The following is a 17,481-nucleotide window of genomic DNA, read 5'->3' on the forward strand; positions in this document are numbered from 1 at the left end:
ATCCTCATGAAAATATACACTAAAACCGGAGATAAAGGCACCACCTCTCTTTTTGGGGGAACCCGGGTTCCAAAACACCATATTCGCATTGAAAGCTACGGCACTGTTGATGAACTCAATGCGCACATAGGTTTATTAAAAGATCAGGATTGCGGGGATCATACCCGGAATATTCTTAACCGCGTTCAGGACCGATTATTTACCATAGGTTCTACACTGGCGACAGAACCCGAAAAGGCGACCCTAAAAAGCGGAAAGGACAGGCTGGGAATTTCCCGAATTTCAGCGGAAGACATTGAACTCCTGGAACAGGAAATGGACCGTATGAACGGGGAGCTTCCGCCAATGACAAACTTCATTTTACCGGGGGGCCACCAATCTGTGTCATTCTGTCACATAGCACGCTGTGTTTGCAGGCGGGCCGAGCGAATGGCAACCGCTTTACACGAGATCTCACCTTTTGATGACATGGTTTTAATGTATCTTAACCGCCTCTCTGACTACCTCTTTGTGCTGGCACGAATGTTGTCTAAAGACCTTAACGCAGACGAAGTAAAATGGATCCCCGAGAAAGGGAATTAAGGGTCTGTATCCTCCTCAAATAGTACAGGGCTTAAGATTATCTGCTTATTTGAGTATGTTCTTAACGTTATTGAATAAATAATAGCTTTTTTACTTGCCCATTACAGCAAAAAAATTATTTTTGCAAAAATATAAACCCGATTATCAATGTATTGGACTTTAGAATTAGCATCCTACCTTAGTGATGCACCCTGGCCGGCAACAAAAGATGAGTTGATCGATTATGCCATACGTACAGGCGCTCCTCTGGAAGTAGTAGAAAACCTTCAGTCTATTGAAGATGAAGGGGACTCTTACGACTCTATTGAAGAAATTTGGCCTGATTATCCTACCGATGAAGATTATCTCTGGAACGAGGATGAATATTAACAAAATATGACGCAGGAAGTAAAAAAGGTCTCAATAATGAGGCTTTTTTTTTGCGTACATTTGAACTTTATAAAACACAAAAAACTATGAGTTTTTTAGATTCTGTATTAAAAGCCTTCGTGGGCGATAAATCCAAGAAAGACGTAAAGGAAATACAACCTGTTGTAGAGAAGATCAAAGCCCTTGAAAAGGAATTTGAAGCACTTTCCCTGGATGAGCTTAGGGGCAAAACCACCGCCTTCAGAAAAAAACTTGCCGATGCTACTGCGGAAACAAGACAAAGAATGGCCGACCTTACCGCTGAAGCCGATGCCTCTGCCGATATAACCCGAAACGAAGAGATCTATGCCGAAATTGATGCCTTAAAGGATAAACTTTACCGTATCAATGAAGACATCCTCGATGAGATCCTGCCGCAAGCCTTTGCAACCGTAAAGGAAACTGCAAAGCGATTTGTTGCAAATACCCAACTTAAAGTTACCGCCAGCGCTTTTGACCGCGAAATTTCGGCCACCAAGCCTTATGTGCAACTGGACGGCGACCATGCCGTGTGGAACAACTCCTGGGATGCAGCCGGAAAACCAGTGACCTGGGATATGGTACATTATGACGTTCAGCTTATTGGCGGGGTTGCGATGCATCAGGGAAAAATTGCCGAGATGCAAACCGGGGAAGGTAAAACCCTCGTGGCTACCCTTCCTATGTATCTTAACGCACTTTCAGGGAACGGGGTACACCTTATTACTGTGAACGACTATCTTGCAAAAAGGGATAGCGCCTGGATGGCACCTATCTTTGAATTCCACGGGCTTACAGTAGACTGTATAGACTACCACCGCCCAAATTCTGCAGCAAGAAGAAAAGCTTATAATGCTGATATTACCTACGGAACAAATAACGAATTCGGTTTTGATTACCTGCGTGATAATATGTCTCACGCGCCAGATGATCTTGTACAACGGGCACCAAACTACGCCATAGTTGATGAGGTGGATTCGGTTTTGATCGATGATGCCCGTACGCCGCTTATTATTTCAGGTCCAATCCCCAAAGGAGATATTCACGAATTTGAAGTGCTGAAACCCACCATTTCAAACCTGGTTGAAGTGCAGCGCCAGCACCTCACGAGGATCCTTGCGGAAGCAAAAAAACTTATAGCCGCAGGAAATACCGAAGAAGGAGGATTACAACTTCTAAGGGTTTACCGAGGATTACCAAAAAACAAGGCACTTATAAAGTACCTGAGTGAAGAAGGTATTCGCCAGCTGTTGCAAAAGAACGAGAACAAATACATGGCCGATAACAACCGCGAAATGCCGATGGTTGATGAAGAGCTATATTTTGTGATCGAAGAAAAGAACAACCAGATAGATCTTACAGATAAAGGGATAGAATATCTTTCAGGAAAAGATGACCCCAATTTCTTTGTAATGCCGGAGATAGGAATGGAGATCGCCAAGATCGAAAACCTGGGACTTACCAAAGAAGAAGAGGCTGAAAAGAAAGAGGAACTTTTTCGCGAATATAGTGTAAAAAGCGAGCGTATTCATACGATGCGTCAGCTTTTAAAAGCATACACGCTTTTTGAAAAAGATACCGAATATGTTGTTATTGAGAACAAAGTAAAGATCGTAGACGAGCAAACTGGCCGTATCATGGAAGGCCGTAGATATAGCGACGGGCTGCACCAGGCAATTGAGGCCAAGGAAAATGTGAAGATCGAGGATGCAACCCAAACCTTTGCTACGGTAACCCTTCAGAACTACTTCCGTATGTACCGAAAACTTTCAGGGATGACAGGAACAGCAGTTACTGAAGCCGGAGAATTCTGGGAGATCTATAAAATGGACGTAGTAGAAATTCCAACTAACCGTCCCATCGCCCGTGCCGATAAGGAAGATCTTGTATATAAAACAAAACGTGAGAAGTTCAACGCGGTGATCGAGCAGGTGACCGAACTTTCCAATGCGGGAAGGCCGGTGCTTATTGGTACCACATCTGTAGAAATTTCAGAATTATTAAGCCGGATGCTAACCCTGCGTAAAGTTCCTCACAATGTACTTAACGCCAAACTTCACAAGAAGGAAGCAGATATTGTTGCCGAAGCGGGTAACTCCGGAATTGTGACCATCGCCACCAACATGGCAGGTCGTGGTACCGATATTAAGTTGAGTAAGGAAGTAAAAGAAGCCGGTGGTCTTGCCATTATTGGTACAGAACGCCACGATTCCCGTCGGGTAGACAGGCAGTTACGTGGTCGTGCAGGACGACAGGGAGATCCCGGAAGTTCGCAGTTCTATGTTTCGCTGGAAGATAACCTCATGCGTTTGTTCGGATCTGAAAGAATTGCCAAGCTAATGGACCGTATGGGTCTGGAGGAAGGGGAAGTGATCCAACACTCTATGATCTCAAAATCTATTGAGCGCGCACAGAAAAAAGTAGAAGAAAACAACTTTGGTGTACGTAAGCGTTTGCTGGAGTATGATGATGTGATGAATGCGCAAAGAGAAGTGATCTACAAGCGCCGTTACCATGCATTGTTTGGAGACAGATTGAAAGTAGATATCGCCAATATGGTTTTTGATACTGCGGAAGTGATCACTGAAACCAACAAACTTGCGCAGGATTACAAGAATTTTGAATTTGAATTGATCAGGTATTTCTCGATGAGCTCCCCTGTTACTGAAGATGAGTTTGCCAAGATGGATTCCCAAAAGATCGCGGGGATCATTTATAAGTCGGCTTACGAGCATTACCATGCAAAAATGGAGCGCACGGCAAAATCTGCATATCCAATTATCAAGCAGGTTTACGAAGATCAGGCCAATAATTTTGAGCGTATCGCAGTACCGTTTACAGATGGTGTAAAAAGTCTTCAGGTGGTAACAAACCTTGAAAAAGCTTATGAAACCGAAGGCAAGCAACTTACCAAAGATTTTGAAAAGAACATCACACTTGCCATCATAGATGAGTCCTGGAAAACGCATTTGCGCAAGATGGATGAGTTGAAGCAGAGTGTTCAGCTGGCGGTTCACGAGCAGAAAGATCCATTGCTTATCTATAAATTTGAAGCCTTTGAACTTTTCAAAGTGATGATAGACCAGGTGAACAAAGATGTGATCTCCTTCCTTTTCAAGGGAGAAATCCCCGAAGGAAATACCCAGAACATAAGGGAAGCACGCCAGCCAAGGCGTAGGGAGAACATTGAAACCTCCAAGGAAGAAGTTACCAACATGGAAGAACGCGCCGCTCAAAGCCGTGCTGCAGGGCAAAGAGCCCAGCAACGACCGCAGGTAACCGAAACCATTGTGAGAGAACACGCTAAAATAGGCCGGAATGATAAAGTGACCTTAAAGCATGTGATGAGTGGAGAAAACAAATCCATGAAATACAAGCAGGCAATTCCCCTACTTGAAAAAGGAGACTGGGTGTTGATTGAAACAAAGGAGTAAATGAGGAAAAGATTTAAAGAGTAAAATATATTTCAAAGAAGATCCCGGGGTAATAGCCGGGATTTTTTTTGTTTGGTGAAGTGGAGAGAGGACAGTGGACAGAGGAGAGTGGACAATAAAGAAAATCCGTCTTGGTCTGCATTTTTATCTGCGGAATCTGCGCATGCAACCACCCCGCCCCACCGGCCCTCCGGTTGGGGGGTCCACCCCTCCTTTGAAAGGAGGGGAGCTTTTTTCGATTTAAGGAACGTCATTTAATTCAAATTGTATATGGAAAAATGTAAATAAATGTTCCCGGACTGAAATCATTCATTATTAAATGCTCCTTCCCTTGTCAAGGGAAGGTGGATTAATCGGGGAGATAAGAGCAAGTTTTTAGCACTAGTATCCTACCGATTAAGACGGAAGGGTTCTGACCATCATCCTTTTAATAAAAATCTGCGTTGATCTGTATTTTATCTGCTGTATATGCGGGAAAGCTTTTTGCTGTATACTGTATATTGAAAAATGTATATCGAAATACTATTGACAGGAAAAGTTTTTGACCCTCACCCTTTGTAAAAAAAATCGGTATTGATCTGCATTTTTATCTGCGAAAGCATGCACCCCGTCGATTTAGGAAAGTCATTTAATTCAAATTGCATATTGAAAAGTGTAAACAAATGTTCCCGGACTGAAATCATTCATTATTAAATGCTCCTTCCCTTTTCAAGGGAAGGTGGATTAATCGGGGAGATAAGAGCAAGTTTTTAGCACTAGTATCCTACCGATTAAGACGGAAGGGTTCTGACCCTCACCCTTTTTAAAAAAATCGATTTTGATCTGCATTTTTATCTGCGGAATCTGCGGGAAAGCCTTTTGGCTGTATACTGTTTATTGTATTGTGTACAATGAGTTACATGTAAGAATAGCGATACATTCATATTTTTCACTAATTTTAGCTCCCTAACCGGCAAGCATCATGAAAAACTTTACCACCGAAATTAAATGGGGAATCATTTTTATTATTTCAAGCCTCTTTTGGGTTTGGTTTGAAAAATTGTTTGGTCTTCATGATATTTACGTGGCTCAGCACCCCTTGTATACCAATCTTTTTGGGATCGTGGCGGTGACCCTTTATTTTCTGGCACTTCGCGAAAAAAAGTTACAGTTCTACCAAGGTATTATGACCTGGAAAGAAGGATTTACCTCCGGGGTTATATTAACGGTTATTATCACTATACTATCCCCCTGGCCCAATACATTGCCTATACTTTTATCACTCCTAAATATTTTGAGAATATCATTGCTTTCAGTGTCGAGAACGGAAGAATGACGAGCGAGCAGGCAGAGACTTATTTCAGCCTGAGATCTTACCTCATTCAGGCTACTTTTGGAGCACTGGTAATGGGAGTGGTTACATCGGCTGTGGTGGCGTGGTTTCTTAAAAGCGCAGCGGTAAAAGAGGTTTCTTAGTAGGGGAAATGGTTTCCCGCAGAATTCGCTTAATGGCGCAGAAAATTTCCCGGATTACATTGATTTTATTAGCAGATGAGGCGGAAACTATTTCCCGCAAAATTCGCGGAATTACGCGGAAAAAATTCAGGTTAAATTACCCTAACTAACAACCTGCCTGCGGCAGGCAGGCCCAGAAATCATCTTACCATTTTACCATCAAATGATCGAATGATCAAATCTTCAGAAGTAAATTAGGGTCGGGACAATTTTTTAAATAAGTATCTAGATCCTTCGCAGCAACCACGCCCGGATAATCCCCATTAAACCCCTGCAAGTCATTTATGATCTGGAAATGCAGGTGGGGTGCATAATCGCCATTAACACGGGAAGACCCAAGTTTTCCCAGCTTGTCCCCTGCCTCGATGATTTGCCCGAAGGCGAAGGTTTCAAGACACTTTCGGCTTAAATGCCCATACAGGGTATAAAAAGTTTTTTCTCCGTAAATATGTTCAAGGATCAATGTAGGCCCGTAATTCCCAAAGCCTTCATTGTCCTGAAAGCTATGCACTGTACCATCAAGTGGGGCGATCACCGAAGTGCCAACATCACACCACAGGTCCAGACCTATATGTACTTCCCGGGGAGAGGACTTGTTTTCATTATTGAAGATGACGCTTTGCTGGTACAAATTACGCTTTTCATTATAGCCCCCAAAAGCCACTTTGGCCTTTTGGGAAGCTACAAATTCATCTATATATTTTTTATATTCCAGGGCCGAGGGGATCTTGATATTATTAAGATCCTTATTCTTTCCCGAAAGGTCTATATGTACAAAATCCTTTTTGGCGTATTTGGTATCAATAACCGGTGTAAAACCGGTAGTTAACTCTTTTATAAACTCGGCAAACTCATCTTTGGCCATTGGTATCTTTTTACCAAAAATAACCTATTTAATTATAATTTTACTAAAAGTTGAGTTAATGGAAATATTTCTGTTTGCATTGGCAGCGCGGTAAAATCCGTTGAGCATTTCATTGTCATAAGAAATGCTTGATTTAATGGTAGATGCCTTTGGATATTCAATGTTGCTTTGTGTCCCGTTATAATTAAAATTAAGGGCTGTTTGAGGCAAACTAAGCTGAAGATCACTGTTCTTAACTGTTATATCAAGATTTTTAAATTCTGGATTGAGTTTCCCAATCTTTAAAGCCCCAAAGGTACCTGTAAGAATTCCTGTTTCCCCTATTTCGCTAATATTAACATCGCTGGAGTTCGAAACCAATTTGATACTTTGAGCCTTGTTAATCGCAATTTTTTGAGCATAGCCTGCATTTAGTATACCGTAGTTCCATTGTTCAATTGTCACGGGGCTGTAAGACACCTTAACATCTGTATCTTTCCCGTCTATTATATTACCTGTTAAGGAGCTGTGGGAAAGGTTGGCCTTAAGATTGGTAGCCTTGTTTCCAAGTTTAACCGCCCCATGTCTTACATCCAATTGCAGCCTTGCTCCCGCCGGCATTTTAACTTTTATATTTCTATTTGCCTTTGTTCCGGTCCTGGTTTCCTTTCCTTTTTCCATTTTTTCCAGGCCTTCCATTTCCTTAGCGAAGTTTTCACCCCATTTCTCCATTTGGGCACCAAAACTTTCAGCCCACTTCTCCATAGATTTTTCGAACTCCTCGCCATTTACCTCCATTTTCTTTTCCAGGTTCTTTTCCCAAACCTCGGCATTTTTCTCAAACTGCTCTGCCCATTTCTCCATAGATTTCTCAAAATCCTTCCCGAAGTTCTCCTCTATTTTCTTTTCCCATTTTTTAATGTATTTGTCCCCATCCTTTTGATAGGCTTCGTAATCAAAATTAAGATTCCCCATTTTCGCAGCAAAATCGGGTGGGAGCGGCGGATTCTTTGCAATATTTTCTACCATAGGCGCAACCATCTCACTCATTATAGGAGCAATTAGATTTTGAAGATGGCTCAAAGATTCATTGAGGGAAGACATATCCATCTCTGGCACTTTTAATGTACCTCCCCCGGAGTTTATTCGTACTTCTGAAGAGGTTCCGCTGGCATCAAACTTCCAGGCCTCCATAAGTTTTTTAGCTTCTTCTCCCTTCACTCCCGGGTCCAGAAACGCTTCTATTTGCACTTCATTTTTATCCCAGATCTCAAAGGTTACATTGGTATGCCTTGCATCTACAACTATCTTTACGTCCTTCGATGTTTTAAAATTCTGATCTGGTTTTTTTGTCTGGCCAAAGCTGGTGGCACCTGCCAGGACCAGCATTACAAGTAGGGTCTTATGCCTGAAGTTTTTCATGACTTTTATTTTTTGATTGTTTTATCTCGTTTAATTTTGTTTTCAGTTTTCGCAGCAGGTCCATACGCAATTGAAGATTTGCGATCATAGCTTCAATTGTTTGCTCATTAGGCCCGGATTCATTTAGCTCGGCATTGAGCCGCTGGTATTCCTTATCCAGTTCTTCCATTTCCAGCATAAAGGCATCAATTAAGGCCTTATTATCATTATTCACTTCAAGTTTTGCAAGTTCCATATTGATACCGGCCATATAATAATTTTCAATTTTCTTGAACTCCGGCGAGATATCGCTTAACTGGAATTGCTTTTGTACCGTGCCGGTCTCTTCAATTTTATCTTCAGAAGGAACAGTAACAATTTGGTTCTCTGCCGGCCCATAGCTGCCGGAATTAAAATAGAACAAACCAATTCCAAGTGCCACAATAAAAATTGCCGAAATTTTAAGGTAGAAATTGTTATGGGACCTTCTCTCCTGCGGAAGTTCCTTTTGAAGTCTTGCCTCAAATCGTTTTTGATGGCCTTTATTTAACTTCTCGCCTGTTGTGGGATCCTCTTCTGCTGAAAACAGATCTCTAATATCCTGTGCCATTTTTCAAATGTTTTAATTCTTCCTGTAATTTCTTTTTTCCCCGGTGAACCATTGTTCTGGAAGCCACCTGGCTTATATTCATTATTTCTGAAATCTCTTCGTGATCATATCCTTCAATTAAATACAACATAAGCGGATATTTATATTTTTCGGGCAAATGCTCTATAGCTGTTTTTACGCGGGCTACTCCAATCCCGTCATCAATCTGCCAGTTGTCATCTTCTTCCGCAGTATTAAGTACATTTTCATTCAAAGCAACCAATTCCATTTTTTTTGCTTTCAGCTTGTCAATACATTTATTGATAACTATCTTCTTCAACCAGGCACCAAAAGTCACCTCCCCGTTATATTGGTGGAGCTTGGTAAAAGCCTTGATAAAAGCCTCCTGCATGGCATCTTCGGCTTCAAATGGATCCTTTAAAAATCTCCTTGTCACTATGTACATTCCGTCACAATAACGATTGTAGAGCTCCATCTGGGCTTTGCGGTTATTGGCGTGACACGCTGCAATTAACTGGTGCATTGAAATCCTGAATTTTGGTTAGCTGGTATTCTAAAGACGACTTATAATTTAAAGTGTTGCAAAAATCTGGCTTTCTTCTTTTTTAATTCTGAAATTAGCCCGGAATTAATATCCGACACTAAAATAACGCATTGATTATAAGTTTTTAAGCTGAAAATGGCATAATTTTAGAAATGGTAATCATCAAATAATATTATTATGGGAACCAAATTAAAAACAGGGCTTAAAATTGGGGGATTTGTGATCCTGCTGTTGCTGGTAGGGCTGTTTTTAAAGCGCTATTCCACAAAAGCACACAGCCCGGAGGATATAGTGCATTATGAGGAAGAATCCCTTGAGATTGAAGTTTATTATAACAGGCCCTATAAAAAGGACAGGGTGATCTTTGGAGAACTTGTGCCTTATGGAGAAGTGTGGAGAACGGGTGCCAATGAGGCCACTACTTTTACCACCAACCAGGATCTTCTGGTAGACGGATCTTTACTGAAAGCTGGGAAATATACCCTCTGGACCATCCCAGGAGAAAAGTCCTGGAAAGTGATCTTTAATTCCAAAATGTATCCCTGGGGAATTGACCTTGATAAAAAACCCTACCGCGAACCTGAATTTGATGCTTTGGTACTTGAAGTGCCTACGGCCAAATTACCGGAAGTCCTGGAGCAGTTCAGTATCTATTTTGAGAGGGAAAATGAATTGATCTTTTTAAGCCTGGCGTGGGATGAGACCCTGGTAACCGTGCCTATACAAACTGCAAAAGAAGCGCACGAGGCGCTCCTTTCTTTCAACTAATTAAAAAATTAAGAGAGTTCTAATCTTCCTCGTCCAGTAACAGGTTAAGGGTTACATCTACATTATCCCGTGTGGCCCGGGAATAAGGACACATTTCATGCGCCTCATTCACTAACTTTTCACCGGTTTCAATATCTATCCCGGGAAGATACGAATCAAGGATCACAGCAAGCTGTAGCTCTTCATCTTCGGTTAATCCCAGGGTTACAGTGGCAGTTACATTAAAATCGCCAATATCTACTTTATGTTTTTTTGCCACTGCAAGCAGTGCACTCCCATAACATGCAGAATATGCCGCACCAAAAAGTTGTTCAGGATTGGTGTGTTTTTCACCTTTACCCCCCATACTTTTAGGCTTGCTTAAATCTAAGTCCAATACGCCATCATCACTTTTTGTATGTCCCTCCCGGCCTCCGGAGGTTGTTACTGTGGCTTTATACAATTTCTTCATCTTGTTTATTTTTGATTAACTTTATAGAAATTTGAAGATACCACCTATTGGTAGGGACATCAAAGAAGTTTCCCTAAATTTGTCTTAAATATTATTCTGCATTTTGGCCAAACCCTCTAAAAAATCGGCATTATCTGAGCGTGAAAGCAATCCCGGATCTCCCACTATTAACCCTGCGTCCCGGCAAAAGATCAAGGCTTTCAGAAAAAAGGAGATTGAGGTCGAGGAATTGATACACCGGCTTTTAAAAGGGGATAAAACTGCCCTTGGCCGTGCAATTACTTTGGTAGAAAGCCAGCAACCCGACCATCTGGCTAAAGCAGAAAAAGTGGTGGAAGCCTGCCTCCCCCACGCTCATCAATCTGTTCGAATTGGAATAACGGGTGTGCCGGGGGTAGGAAAGAGCACTTTTATTGAGGCTTTTGGCAGTTACCTGGTTGGCAAAGGAAAAAAAGTAGCCGTACTGGCAGTAGACCCATCCAGCACGGTTTCCCACGGGAGTATTCTTGGTGATAAGACCAGGATGGAAAAGCTTGTCACCCTGGAAAACGCCTTTATACGCCCGTCACCTTCCGGTGAGTCTTTGGGCGGAGTGGCACAAAAGACCAGGGAAAGCATTATACTATGTGAAGCAGCAGGTTTTGATGTATTGTTAATAGAAACCGTGGGTGTAGGCCAAAGTGAAACGACCGTGCACAGTATGACAGATTTTTTCCTTTTGCTGAAGCTTGCCGGAGCCGGGGATGAATTGCAGGGCATAAAACGGGGGATCATTGAAATGGCAGATGCAATTGTGATAAACAAAGCCGATGGCGAAAATCAAAAAGCGGCCCGGGAAGCCCGACTGGAATTTAAGAGAGCACTGCATTTATACCCTCCAAAACAAAGTGGCTGGCGGCCAAAAGTGCTTTTAAGCAGCGCCATTGAAAATACAGGAATCCCGGAGATTTGGGAACTTATAGAGGAATTCACCGGCCTTACAAAAGGAAACAACTACTTTGAACACAACCGCCATGAACAAAATAAATTCTGGTTATTACAAACCATTAATGAGCATTTAAAATCCCGCTTTTACCGCCATCCTGAAATGAAAAAGGCCCTCCAAAAACAGTTACAGGCCATTGAAAACAATGAGACCAGCCCCTTTGCCGCCGCTGCTTTTCTACTGAAAAAATATGATGAATTATAGAAATTCTGCTTTATACCAGGCAATTTGTTCTTTCAATCCCTGTGCTAAGGTTGTAGGTGCAGTATAGCCTAACAGTTCCTTAGCTTTGTCAATTTTTGCAGCGGTTTGCAATTGGTCTCCGGCCCTCCTGGGAACCACCTGAATGCCGATCTTAACTTCCAGTTGTTGTTCCACGATTTCAATACCTTCGCGGGTAGAATAACTCTCCTCACTCCCCAAATTGATGATCTCTCCGTTAAGTGCAGTATGTCTTTCCACGGCTGCCAGGATCCCCTTTACAATATCACCTACATAGGTAAAACTGCGCAAATGCTGCTCACTGCCTTCAAACAGGGTAAAGGACTCCTTGTTAAATGCACACTTTATTAATTTGGTATATAATTTTTCAGGCCTTTCTCTTGGCCCGTACACAGAATAAAGCCTGAGAGATGAGGCATGGAGATTTCCTGATCGGCTTTCGGCCATTACAAGTTGCTCTGCCGAAAGTTTGGAAACTCCATAATTGGAGGCAGGTGCAGGGGCAGTAGTTTCGGGGAAAGTGGCATCAAGCCCGTAAATGGAGGAAGTAGAGATATTGAAAAAATGCTTTAAATTTTTAATACCCCTCGCAAAAACAAGCAAATTTTGAGTGGCAATCACGTTATTGCGCAAATAATCTTCAAATTCAATTTGAGCAGAGATCCCCGGCTGGGCAGCAAAATGAATGATGAAATCAAAATCTGCAGGAAGGCTCTTATAAATTTCCTTTTCAGCAAGGTCCTTATTTAAGATTTTTATTCCTTTTAATTCAAGGGCTGCAGCATTTCTCTTCTTTAGATCTACATCATAGTACGGGGAGAAATTATCAAGGCCGGTAACATTGTATCCTGAAGCTGCTAAAAGTTCGGCCATATGGGAACCAATAAAGCCGGCAGCCCCTGTAATTAATATATTCATAAAGATTTTAAAATAATAAAGCTGAAAAATTTTGTGCCCGCAAATTACAATGAATAATTCACTCTGGCAGATTTTCCAAAATTTATTGAAACTTCTCTTTGTGTTTTTTATTAATACATTTGCAGCGAACACTTAAGAATTTTATGGATTACGAGCTTACGGTCATTGTTCCTTTATACAATGAAGAGGAAAATTTACTTCGCGTGGAAATGGAACTCACAAAATACCTTGAAATAGCCCTGAAAAAAACCTGTATCCTTTTTGTAAATGACGGCTCTACAGATGGCAGCCTGTCAATTATAAAAGAGATCTCCGCGCGCAATGAGGCTTTTGATTATATATCTTTTGACCGTAACTATGGTTTAAGTGCAGCCTTAAAGGCAGGTTTTGACAATGTGAAGACACCGCTTTTAGGCTATATAGATTCAGACCTGCAAACAGATCCCGGAGATTTTAATTTATTACTGGAACATATTGACCATCATGACCTGGTTACGGGAGTGCGGGTGAACAGAAAGGATTCCTTCAAAAAGAATCTTTCCTCCTTAATTGCCAATGGGATAAGACGAAGTTTTACCAATGACGGGATGGATGACACGGGTTGTCCGCTTAAGGTAATAAGAACCTCTGCAGCTCAAAATATCCCTATGTTCAAAGGTTTGCACAGGTTTCTACCTGCAATGATCCTGTTGCAAAACGGGAAGGTGGTACAGGTTCCCGTAAGACATTATCCCAGGATCGCTGGTACAGCTAAGTTTCATATCTGGAACCGCTTGTTTGGGCCATTAATGGATTGTTTTGCTTATTTATGGATGAAACATAAGTACATTAATTACCATATAAAAGAAAAATCTACCTGCTAAATTGGAGCTTTTAAGATCTACTTACCGGAAATATCCTGAAATACTACTGCTATTCCTGGGCAGCCTGGTTTTTTTGACCCATCTGGATGCTCTTTTCGTGAATATCATGGAAGCCCGGAATTTTATCACGGCCCGGGAAATGTTGATCGATGATAACTGGATCTTCACAACGATGAACGAGTTGCCGCGTTATCAAAAACCCCCGCTTCCCACCTGGCTTACTGCAATTTCTGCTCAAATATTCGGGATAAAAAATGTTTTTAGTTACAGGTTACCGGCTGCCATGGCTTCTTTGTTCATTATATTAATGTTTTTCAAGATCCAGTTGCTGGCAGGAATTCAAAAGAAACTGGCTTTTGGATCTTCTATTATTCTAATGAATTCTTTTTATGTATTCTTTGCAGGGAGAGAAGGTCAATGGGATATATTTACCCATAGTTTTATAATTGGCTGTTGTTATTTTTTCTTTAAGCTCTTTGCCTTCCCAGAAAACCGTTTAAGAAATGCACTAATCGCTGCGTTGTTACTGGGAGCGTCTTTATTGAGCAAAGGCCCCGTATCGCTTTACGCCCTGTTCTTACCTTTCCTTAACAGCTTTTTTCTGGTATTTAAATTTGGCCCGTTTCCAGGAAAATGGAAATACCTGTTGATCTTTTCTATAACAGGCCTTATTGCGGGCAGCTGGTGGTCTATTCTTATTCACTACTATGATGCCGAAGAGATCGCCCGGGTTGCGGCCCTGGAGAGTGGCAGGTGGTTCAATTACAATATAAGGCCCTTCTGGTATTACTGGAGTTTTTTCACCCAAAGCGGAATTTGGACCATCCCGGCATTTATGGGATTATGGTATTGGTATCTCAAATCGCGTGTTTCCAATTTAAAAGCCTATAAATTTTTCCTTTTCTGGACCCTTATATCCTTGTTGTTATTATCAATTATTCCTGAAAAGAAGAGCAGGTACCTGCTTCCGGTATTGATCCCGCTGGCTTCCACCACAGGTTTTTATGTAGAGTATGCCATTAAGAATTTCAGAAATAATTTTACCAAATGGGAACGCATTCCTGTTTATCTCAATTTTATAATCCTCACCTTAATATCCCTTGCAGCCCCCATTCTATTATACAGATTTATGGGAGAATTAAATGCCGCATATTTTGGACTAAGCATCGCGCTGATTAGCCTGGGTGCAGGCTTTGTCTACGGAATGGCAAAGAGAAAAATTGGCCTGTTATTTTCCCTGCAAGCCGCAATGATGATCCTTATAATTAGCCTGGGTTCGCCTTTATTAAGGAGCATTGACCCATCTCATAATACACCTAATGTTGCCGATCTAAGATCCTTTGCTTCTGAAGAAAACCTGAAACTTTATGACTATAATAATTTAATGCCAGAGTTGATCTGGCATTACGGTAGCAGCATACCAAATCTTGAAAAGACACCAGGTGTGCCGCCGGAAAATAAATTCATATTATTGGTTGAAACAGAAGCCTTCCCCTCGTGGAAATCTGAATTTGAAGGATTTGAGGCTAAAAAATGGGGAGTGCTTGACCTGAACCCAACCTATGAAACAGGTAAAAACAAACGGTTGATAAGGGAAATTTACATCCTTACGAAACAGGCACCCTGAACCTTGGCATTAAATAGCGGTGAAAAAGGGCTGCCAGATATCCTAAAACAGCTCCTATAAACATTCCGGTAAGAATATCTCCCGGATAATGTACGCCCAGATAGATCCTGCTGTAAGATACTACCAACGCCCAAAGGAGCAGTAACCAGATAAGCCTGGAATGGTACCTGCGGAAAATAATGCCCAGGAATACTGCAACCCCCGTGGAATTTGAAGCGTGGGCAGAAAAATACCCGAACCTCCCGCAACGCTCTGCAATATATCTTGAATACTCCATTACTCCTTCCTGCCTGCAGGGTCTTGGGCGTTCAAAAGCATGCTTAAATAAATTGGCTAGCTGATCTGTAGCGGTAATAAGTACAGCGACCAGAACGGCGGTTATGAGCATTCCCTTTATCCCGAATTTTTTAAAGATGAGAAACAGCAACAGGGCATAAATGGGAATAGCCGTCCATTTATCTGTAACCAGAAGCCAGAAGGTATCCCAGCGGGCGCTTCCCAGGTTATTAAGGTAAAGGAACAATTCCCTGTCCAGGTCATTGAGTTGCTGCAGCATATTTTTTTACTCTTCGTATCGGGAAACTTCCCGGTCATAGAATTCATTGGCCTGGGTGATAAGATCCTCGGCCTGGGAAGCGAGTTCCTTTTCATCATGCTGGTCAAAATCTTCCAGCCACTCTACATCATCATTTTCAAGATTGATTATAAATCTTGGGTATTCGGTATGCACCACAAATACAGCATCGGGATAATCTGTATTATCACCAAGAAGAAATTTCGGAAAATCCATAGTTTTAAAATTTTATGTAAGATGTAAATTTTGTTTCAGAATAAACAGGGTTTTCCCTATTTCCTTCCGAAGAATTTTTAGAAAAAATTTATGCGACCGGTTCAACAACTACATTTTTTTCTTTAAGTATTAACTTTTTACTAAGGTAATTAAACCTGTAATGCAGTAATGCCGCCGCGGCACTTAAACCTGCCAGCAATCCAAGCCATATCCCCATGCTGCCCAGGTGTTCTTCCCTGCCAAAATAAATGGAAATTGGAAATCCTATGAGCCAATAGGCAATGAAACAGATCAACGTGGGGATCTTTACATCCTGCAGGCCTCTTAAGGCACCCAGAATAACCACCTGAAGGCCGTCACTTAACTGGAACAGTGCCGCTATTATAAGCAGTTGTGCCGCCAGAACAATCACCTCAACATCATCTATATATATAGTAGGCATCCAATCTTTCAACAGGATAAATCCAATAGCAAATACGGCTTCTATTAAAAACACAAGCAGGAAAGTGGAATATGCAATCCTGCGCAAGTTGGTGTAATTCTTTAAACCTTTTTGATTTCCCACTCTAATAGTAGCCGTCACCCCAAGGCCTACGGCGATCATAAAGGTCATAGATGCCAGGTTGAGCGCTATCTGGTTTGCTGCCTGCGCATTGGTACCCAGGGTTCCTGCAAGTATAATAGTTCCTGTAAAAATGGCAACCTCAAAGAACATTTGTAAAGCCGTTGGGAATCCCAGGGCAAGCAATCTTTTAAAAATCGTCGATTTGAGAAGTTCCTTTTTGCTCCACACAAAATAAGCCCGAAACTTATCCTTTCTTCGCAGGATCTCCCAGATAAACCAAACCATAAAAAAGCGGGAGATCAACGTGCCCCAGCCCGCTCCTTCCAGTTCCAGACGAGGGAAGATCCAGATCCCGTATATAAGTAAGTAATTGAAAACTATGTTCACCACATTGGCAATAAGGGTGGCGTACATGGAATATTTTGTTTGAGATAAACCATCGGCAAACTGCTTATAAGCCTGAAATACCATCAACGGGATCATAGAGAAGGCTACAATTTCAAGGTATGGAATCGCAAGGTCTACTACTTCGGGAGGTTGATCCAGATGATACAGGATAGGCTTTGCCAGCAGGAGCATAAGAAACAGGACTATTCCTGTTACAGTGCACAGGATCACGCCATGATGAAAATAACTACGACCTTTTTCCAGATCGCCGGAACCATCTGCTTCGGCTATTAAAGGAGTGATCGCAAATGAAAAACCTATGCCCAGGGAAAGTGCAATAAAAACCAGGCTGTTCCCAAGGGAGATCGCAGCGAGTGGCGCTGCCCCCAGTTGGCCCACCATAAGATTGTCTACAAACCCTACCATCACATGCCCCAGCTGCCCCAGCATGACCGGAAAAGCGATGTGAAGATTGGTTCTGAATTCCGTTGTATAGGCCGAAAGTTGCACTGTGTATTTTTAAGCTGCAAAGATAGCAGGGTTTTCAAGGCGATGAAATGGAAAGGGCAATTTAATTTGGAAACCTCAGCCTTTAAAATCCACCATTAG

The 17,481-nt window shown here is 41.9% G+C and carries 16 protein-coding genes and 1 pseudogene; 8 read left to right on the top strand and 9 right to left on the bottom strand.

Translation table 11 applies throughout. From position 1 onward, the window contains the following. The first annotated feature begins 6 nt into the window (after positions 1-6). From FK178_RS08685 to FK178_RS08700, 4 genes and pseudogenes are all read left to right on the top strand, one after another. A complete protein-coding gene (locus tag FK178_RS08685) occupies positions 7-582 on the top strand; it encodes a cob(I)yrinic acid a,c-diamide adenosyltransferase (protein ID WP_146833616.1) in 576 nt (191 codons plus the stop codon). A gap of 147 nt (positions 583-729) precedes the next feature. Then, positions 730-951, top strand: coding sequence for a DUF2795 domain-containing protein (locus FK178_RS08690; RefSeq protein WP_006989959.1), 222 nt, complete (start codon positions 730-732; stop codon positions 949-951). Between the two features lie 86 nt (positions 952-1,037). After that, entirely contained in the window at positions 1,038-4,403 is a 3,366-nt protein-coding gene (secA, locus tag FK178_RS08695; protein WP_146833619.1) for a preprotein translocase subunit SecA, read from the top strand. Positions 4,404-5,364: 961 nt separating this feature from the next. Further along, positions 5,365-5,858, top strand: a pseudogene (locus tag FK178_RS08700) (DUF4199 domain-containing protein). A 214-nt stretch (positions 5,859-6,072) separates the two neighbouring features. On the opposite strand, the gene FK178_RS08705 reads toward FK178_RS08700, so the two are convergent. Genes FK178_RS08705 through FK178_RS08720 form a run of 4 tightly spaced genes read right to left on the bottom strand, consistent with a single transcriptional unit; the run spans position 6,073 to position 9,275 of the window. After that, positions 6,073-6,762, bottom strand: a complete 690-nt coding sequence (locus FK178_RS08705; RefSeq protein ID WP_146833623.1) for a peptidoglycan DD-metalloendopeptidase family protein — start codon at positions 6,760-6,762, stop codon at positions 6,073-6,075. A 24-nt stretch (positions 6,763-6,786) separates the two neighbouring features. After that, positions 6,787-8,163, bottom strand: coding sequence for a hypothetical protein (locus FK178_RS08710; protein WP_146833626.1), 1,377 nt, complete (start codon positions 8,161-8,163; stop codon positions 6,787-6,789). Next, positions 8,144-8,752, bottom strand: coding sequence for a hypothetical protein (locus tag FK178_RS08715; RefSeq protein ID WP_146833630.1), 609 nt, complete (start codon positions 8,750-8,752; stop codon positions 8,144-8,146). Before FK178_RS08715 ends, FK178_RS08710 begins: the two co-directional genes overlap by 20 nt. Then, the gene (locus tag FK178_RS08720; protein ID WP_146833633.1) at positions 8,736-9,275 is read right to left on the bottom strand and encodes an RNA polymerase sigma factor; all 540 of its coding nucleotides are present in this window, start codon (positions 9,273-9,275) and stop codon (positions 8,736-8,738) included. Before FK178_RS08720 ends, FK178_RS08715 begins: the two co-directional genes overlap by 17 nt. Before the next feature lie 198 nt (positions 9,276-9,473). On the opposite strand from FK178_RS08720, the gene FK178_RS08725 reads away from it, so the two are divergent. Next, positions 9,474-10,064 (top strand): DUF2911 domain-containing protein, encoded by a 591-nt coding sequence (locus FK178_RS08725; protein WP_146833636.1) that lies wholly within the window; start codon positions 9,474-9,476, stop codon positions 10,062-10,064. A gap of 19 nt (positions 10,065-10,083) precedes the next feature. Here FK178_RS08725 and FK178_RS08730 read toward each other — a convergent pair whose 3' ends face one another. Next, a complete protein-coding gene (locus tag FK178_RS08730) occupies positions 10,084-10,515 on the bottom strand; it encodes an organic hydroperoxide resistance protein (protein ID WP_146833639.1) in 432 nt (143 codons plus the stop codon). 103 nt (positions 10,516-10,618) lie between these two features. Between FK178_RS08730 and meaB the strand changes: the two genes are divergently transcribed. After that, positions 10,619-11,704, top strand: a complete 1,086-nt coding sequence (gene meaB / locus FK178_RS08735; RefSeq protein ID WP_146833642.1) for a methylmalonyl Co-A mutase-associated GTPase MeaB — start codon at positions 10,619-10,621, stop codon at positions 11,702-11,704. Here meaB and FK178_RS08740 read toward each other — a convergent pair. Beyond that, positions 11,699-12,640 (bottom strand): NAD-dependent epimerase/dehydratase family protein, encoded by a 942-nt coding sequence (locus FK178_RS08740; protein ID WP_146833645.1) that lies wholly within the window; start codon positions 12,638-12,640, stop codon positions 11,699-11,701. The genes meaB and FK178_RS08740 overlap by 6 nt on opposite strands. Positions 12,641-12,783: 143 nt before the next feature. Here FK178_RS08740 and FK178_RS08745 point away from each other — a divergent pair, with 143 nt between their 5' ends. Together FK178_RS08745 and FK178_RS08750 are read left to right on the top strand one after the other, a co-directional pair. After that, positions 12,784-13,503, top strand: coding sequence for a glycosyltransferase family 2 protein (locus FK178_RS08745; protein ID WP_146837544.1), 720 nt, complete (start codon positions 12,784-12,786; stop codon positions 13,501-13,503). Between the two features lies 1 nt (position 13,504). Beyond that, positions 13,505-15,130, top strand: coding sequence for an ArnT family glycosyltransferase (locus FK178_RS08750; RefSeq protein WP_240793802.1), 1,626 nt, complete (start codon positions 13,505-13,507; stop codon positions 15,128-15,130). On the opposite strand, the gene FK178_RS08755 is transcribed toward FK178_RS08750, so the two are convergent. The 3 genes from FK178_RS08755 to FK178_RS08765 all read right to left on the bottom strand — a co-directional run bounded on the left by FK178_RS08755 (position 15,111) and on the right by FK178_RS08765 (position 17,382). Then, a complete protein-coding gene (locus tag FK178_RS08755; protein WP_146833648.1) occupies positions 15,111-15,686 on the bottom strand; it encodes a phosphatase PAP2 family protein in 576 nt (191 codons plus the stop codon). The two genes, FK178_RS08750 and FK178_RS08755, sit on opposite strands and share 20 nt — an antisense overlap. A gap of 6 nt (positions 15,687-15,692) precedes the next feature. After that, positions 15,693-15,920 carry a hypothetical protein gene (locus FK178_RS08760; RefSeq protein ID WP_146833651.1) on the bottom strand — a complete coding sequence of 76 codons (228 nt, stop codon included), beginning with the start codon at positions 15,918-15,920 and terminating at the stop codon, positions 15,693-15,695. An 88-nt stretch (positions 15,921-16,008) separates the two neighbouring features. Then, positions 16,009-17,382: an MATE family efflux transporter gene (locus tag FK178_RS08765; RefSeq protein WP_146833655.1), complete on the bottom strand. Its 1,374-nt coding sequence runs from the start codon at positions 17,380-17,382 to the stop codon at positions 16,009-16,011. Positions 17,383-17,481 lie beyond the last annotated feature (99 nt).

It is taken from the genome of Antarcticibacterium arcticum (genome assembly GCF_007993795.1).
In the GTDB taxonomy this organism is placed as follows: Bacteria; Bacteroidota; Bacteroidia; order Flavobacteriales; family Flavobacteriaceae; genus Gillisia; species Gillisia arctica.

What these genes read in the sequence shown, in the direction of transcription:
- FK178_RS08685 (WP_146833616.1), top strand. Translation starts at nt 7, where the DNA reads ATGAAAATATACACTAAAACCGGAGATAAAGGCACCACCTCTCTTTTT.
- FK178_RS08690 (WP_006989959.1), top strand. Translation starts at nt 730, where the DNA reads ATGTATTGGACTTTAGAATTAGCATCCTACCTTAGTGATGCACCCTGG.
- secA (WP_146833619.1), top strand. Translation starts at nt 1,038, where the DNA reads ATGAGTTTTTTAGATTCTGTATTAAAAGCCTTCGTGGGCGATAAATCC.
- FK178_RS08705 (WP_146833623.1), bottom strand. Translation starts at nt 6,762, where the DNA reads ATGGCCAAAGATGAGTTTGCCGAGTTTATAAAAGAGTTAACTACCGGT.
- FK178_RS08710 (WP_146833626.1), bottom strand. Translation starts at nt 8,163, where the DNA reads ATGAAAAACTTCAGGCATAAGACCCTACTTGTAATGCTGGTCCTGGCA.
- FK178_RS08715 (WP_146833630.1), bottom strand. Translation starts at nt 8,752, where the DNA reads ATGGCACAGGATATTAGAGATCTGTTTTCAGCAGAAGAGGATCCCACA.
- FK178_RS08720 (WP_146833633.1), bottom strand. Translation starts at nt 9,275, where the DNA reads ATGCACCAGTTAATTGCAGCGTGTCACGCCAATAACCGCAAAGCCCAG.
- FK178_RS08725 (WP_146833636.1), top strand. Translation starts at nt 9,474, where the DNA reads ATGGGAACCAAATTAAAAACAGGGCTTAAAATTGGGGGATTTGTGATC.
- FK178_RS08730 (WP_146833639.1), bottom strand. Translation starts at nt 10,515, where the DNA reads ATGAAGAAATTGTATAAAGCCACAGTAACAACCTCCGGAGGCCGGGAG.
- FK178_RS08740 (WP_146833645.1), bottom strand. Translation starts at nt 12,640, where the DNA reads ATGAATATATTAATTACAGGGGCTGCCGGCTTTATTGGTTCCCATATG.
- FK178_RS08745 (WP_146837544.1), top strand. Translation starts at nt 12,784, where the DNA reads ATGGATTACGAGCTTACGGTCATTGTTCCTTTATACAATGAAGAGGAA.
- FK178_RS08755 (WP_146833648.1), bottom strand. Translation starts at nt 15,686, where the DNA reads ATGCTGCAGCAACTCAATGACCTGGACAGGGAATTGTTCCTTTACCTT.
- FK178_RS08760 (WP_146833651.1), bottom strand. Translation starts at nt 15,920, where the DNA reads ATGGATTTTCCGAAATTTCTTCTTGGTGATAATACAGATTATCCCGAT.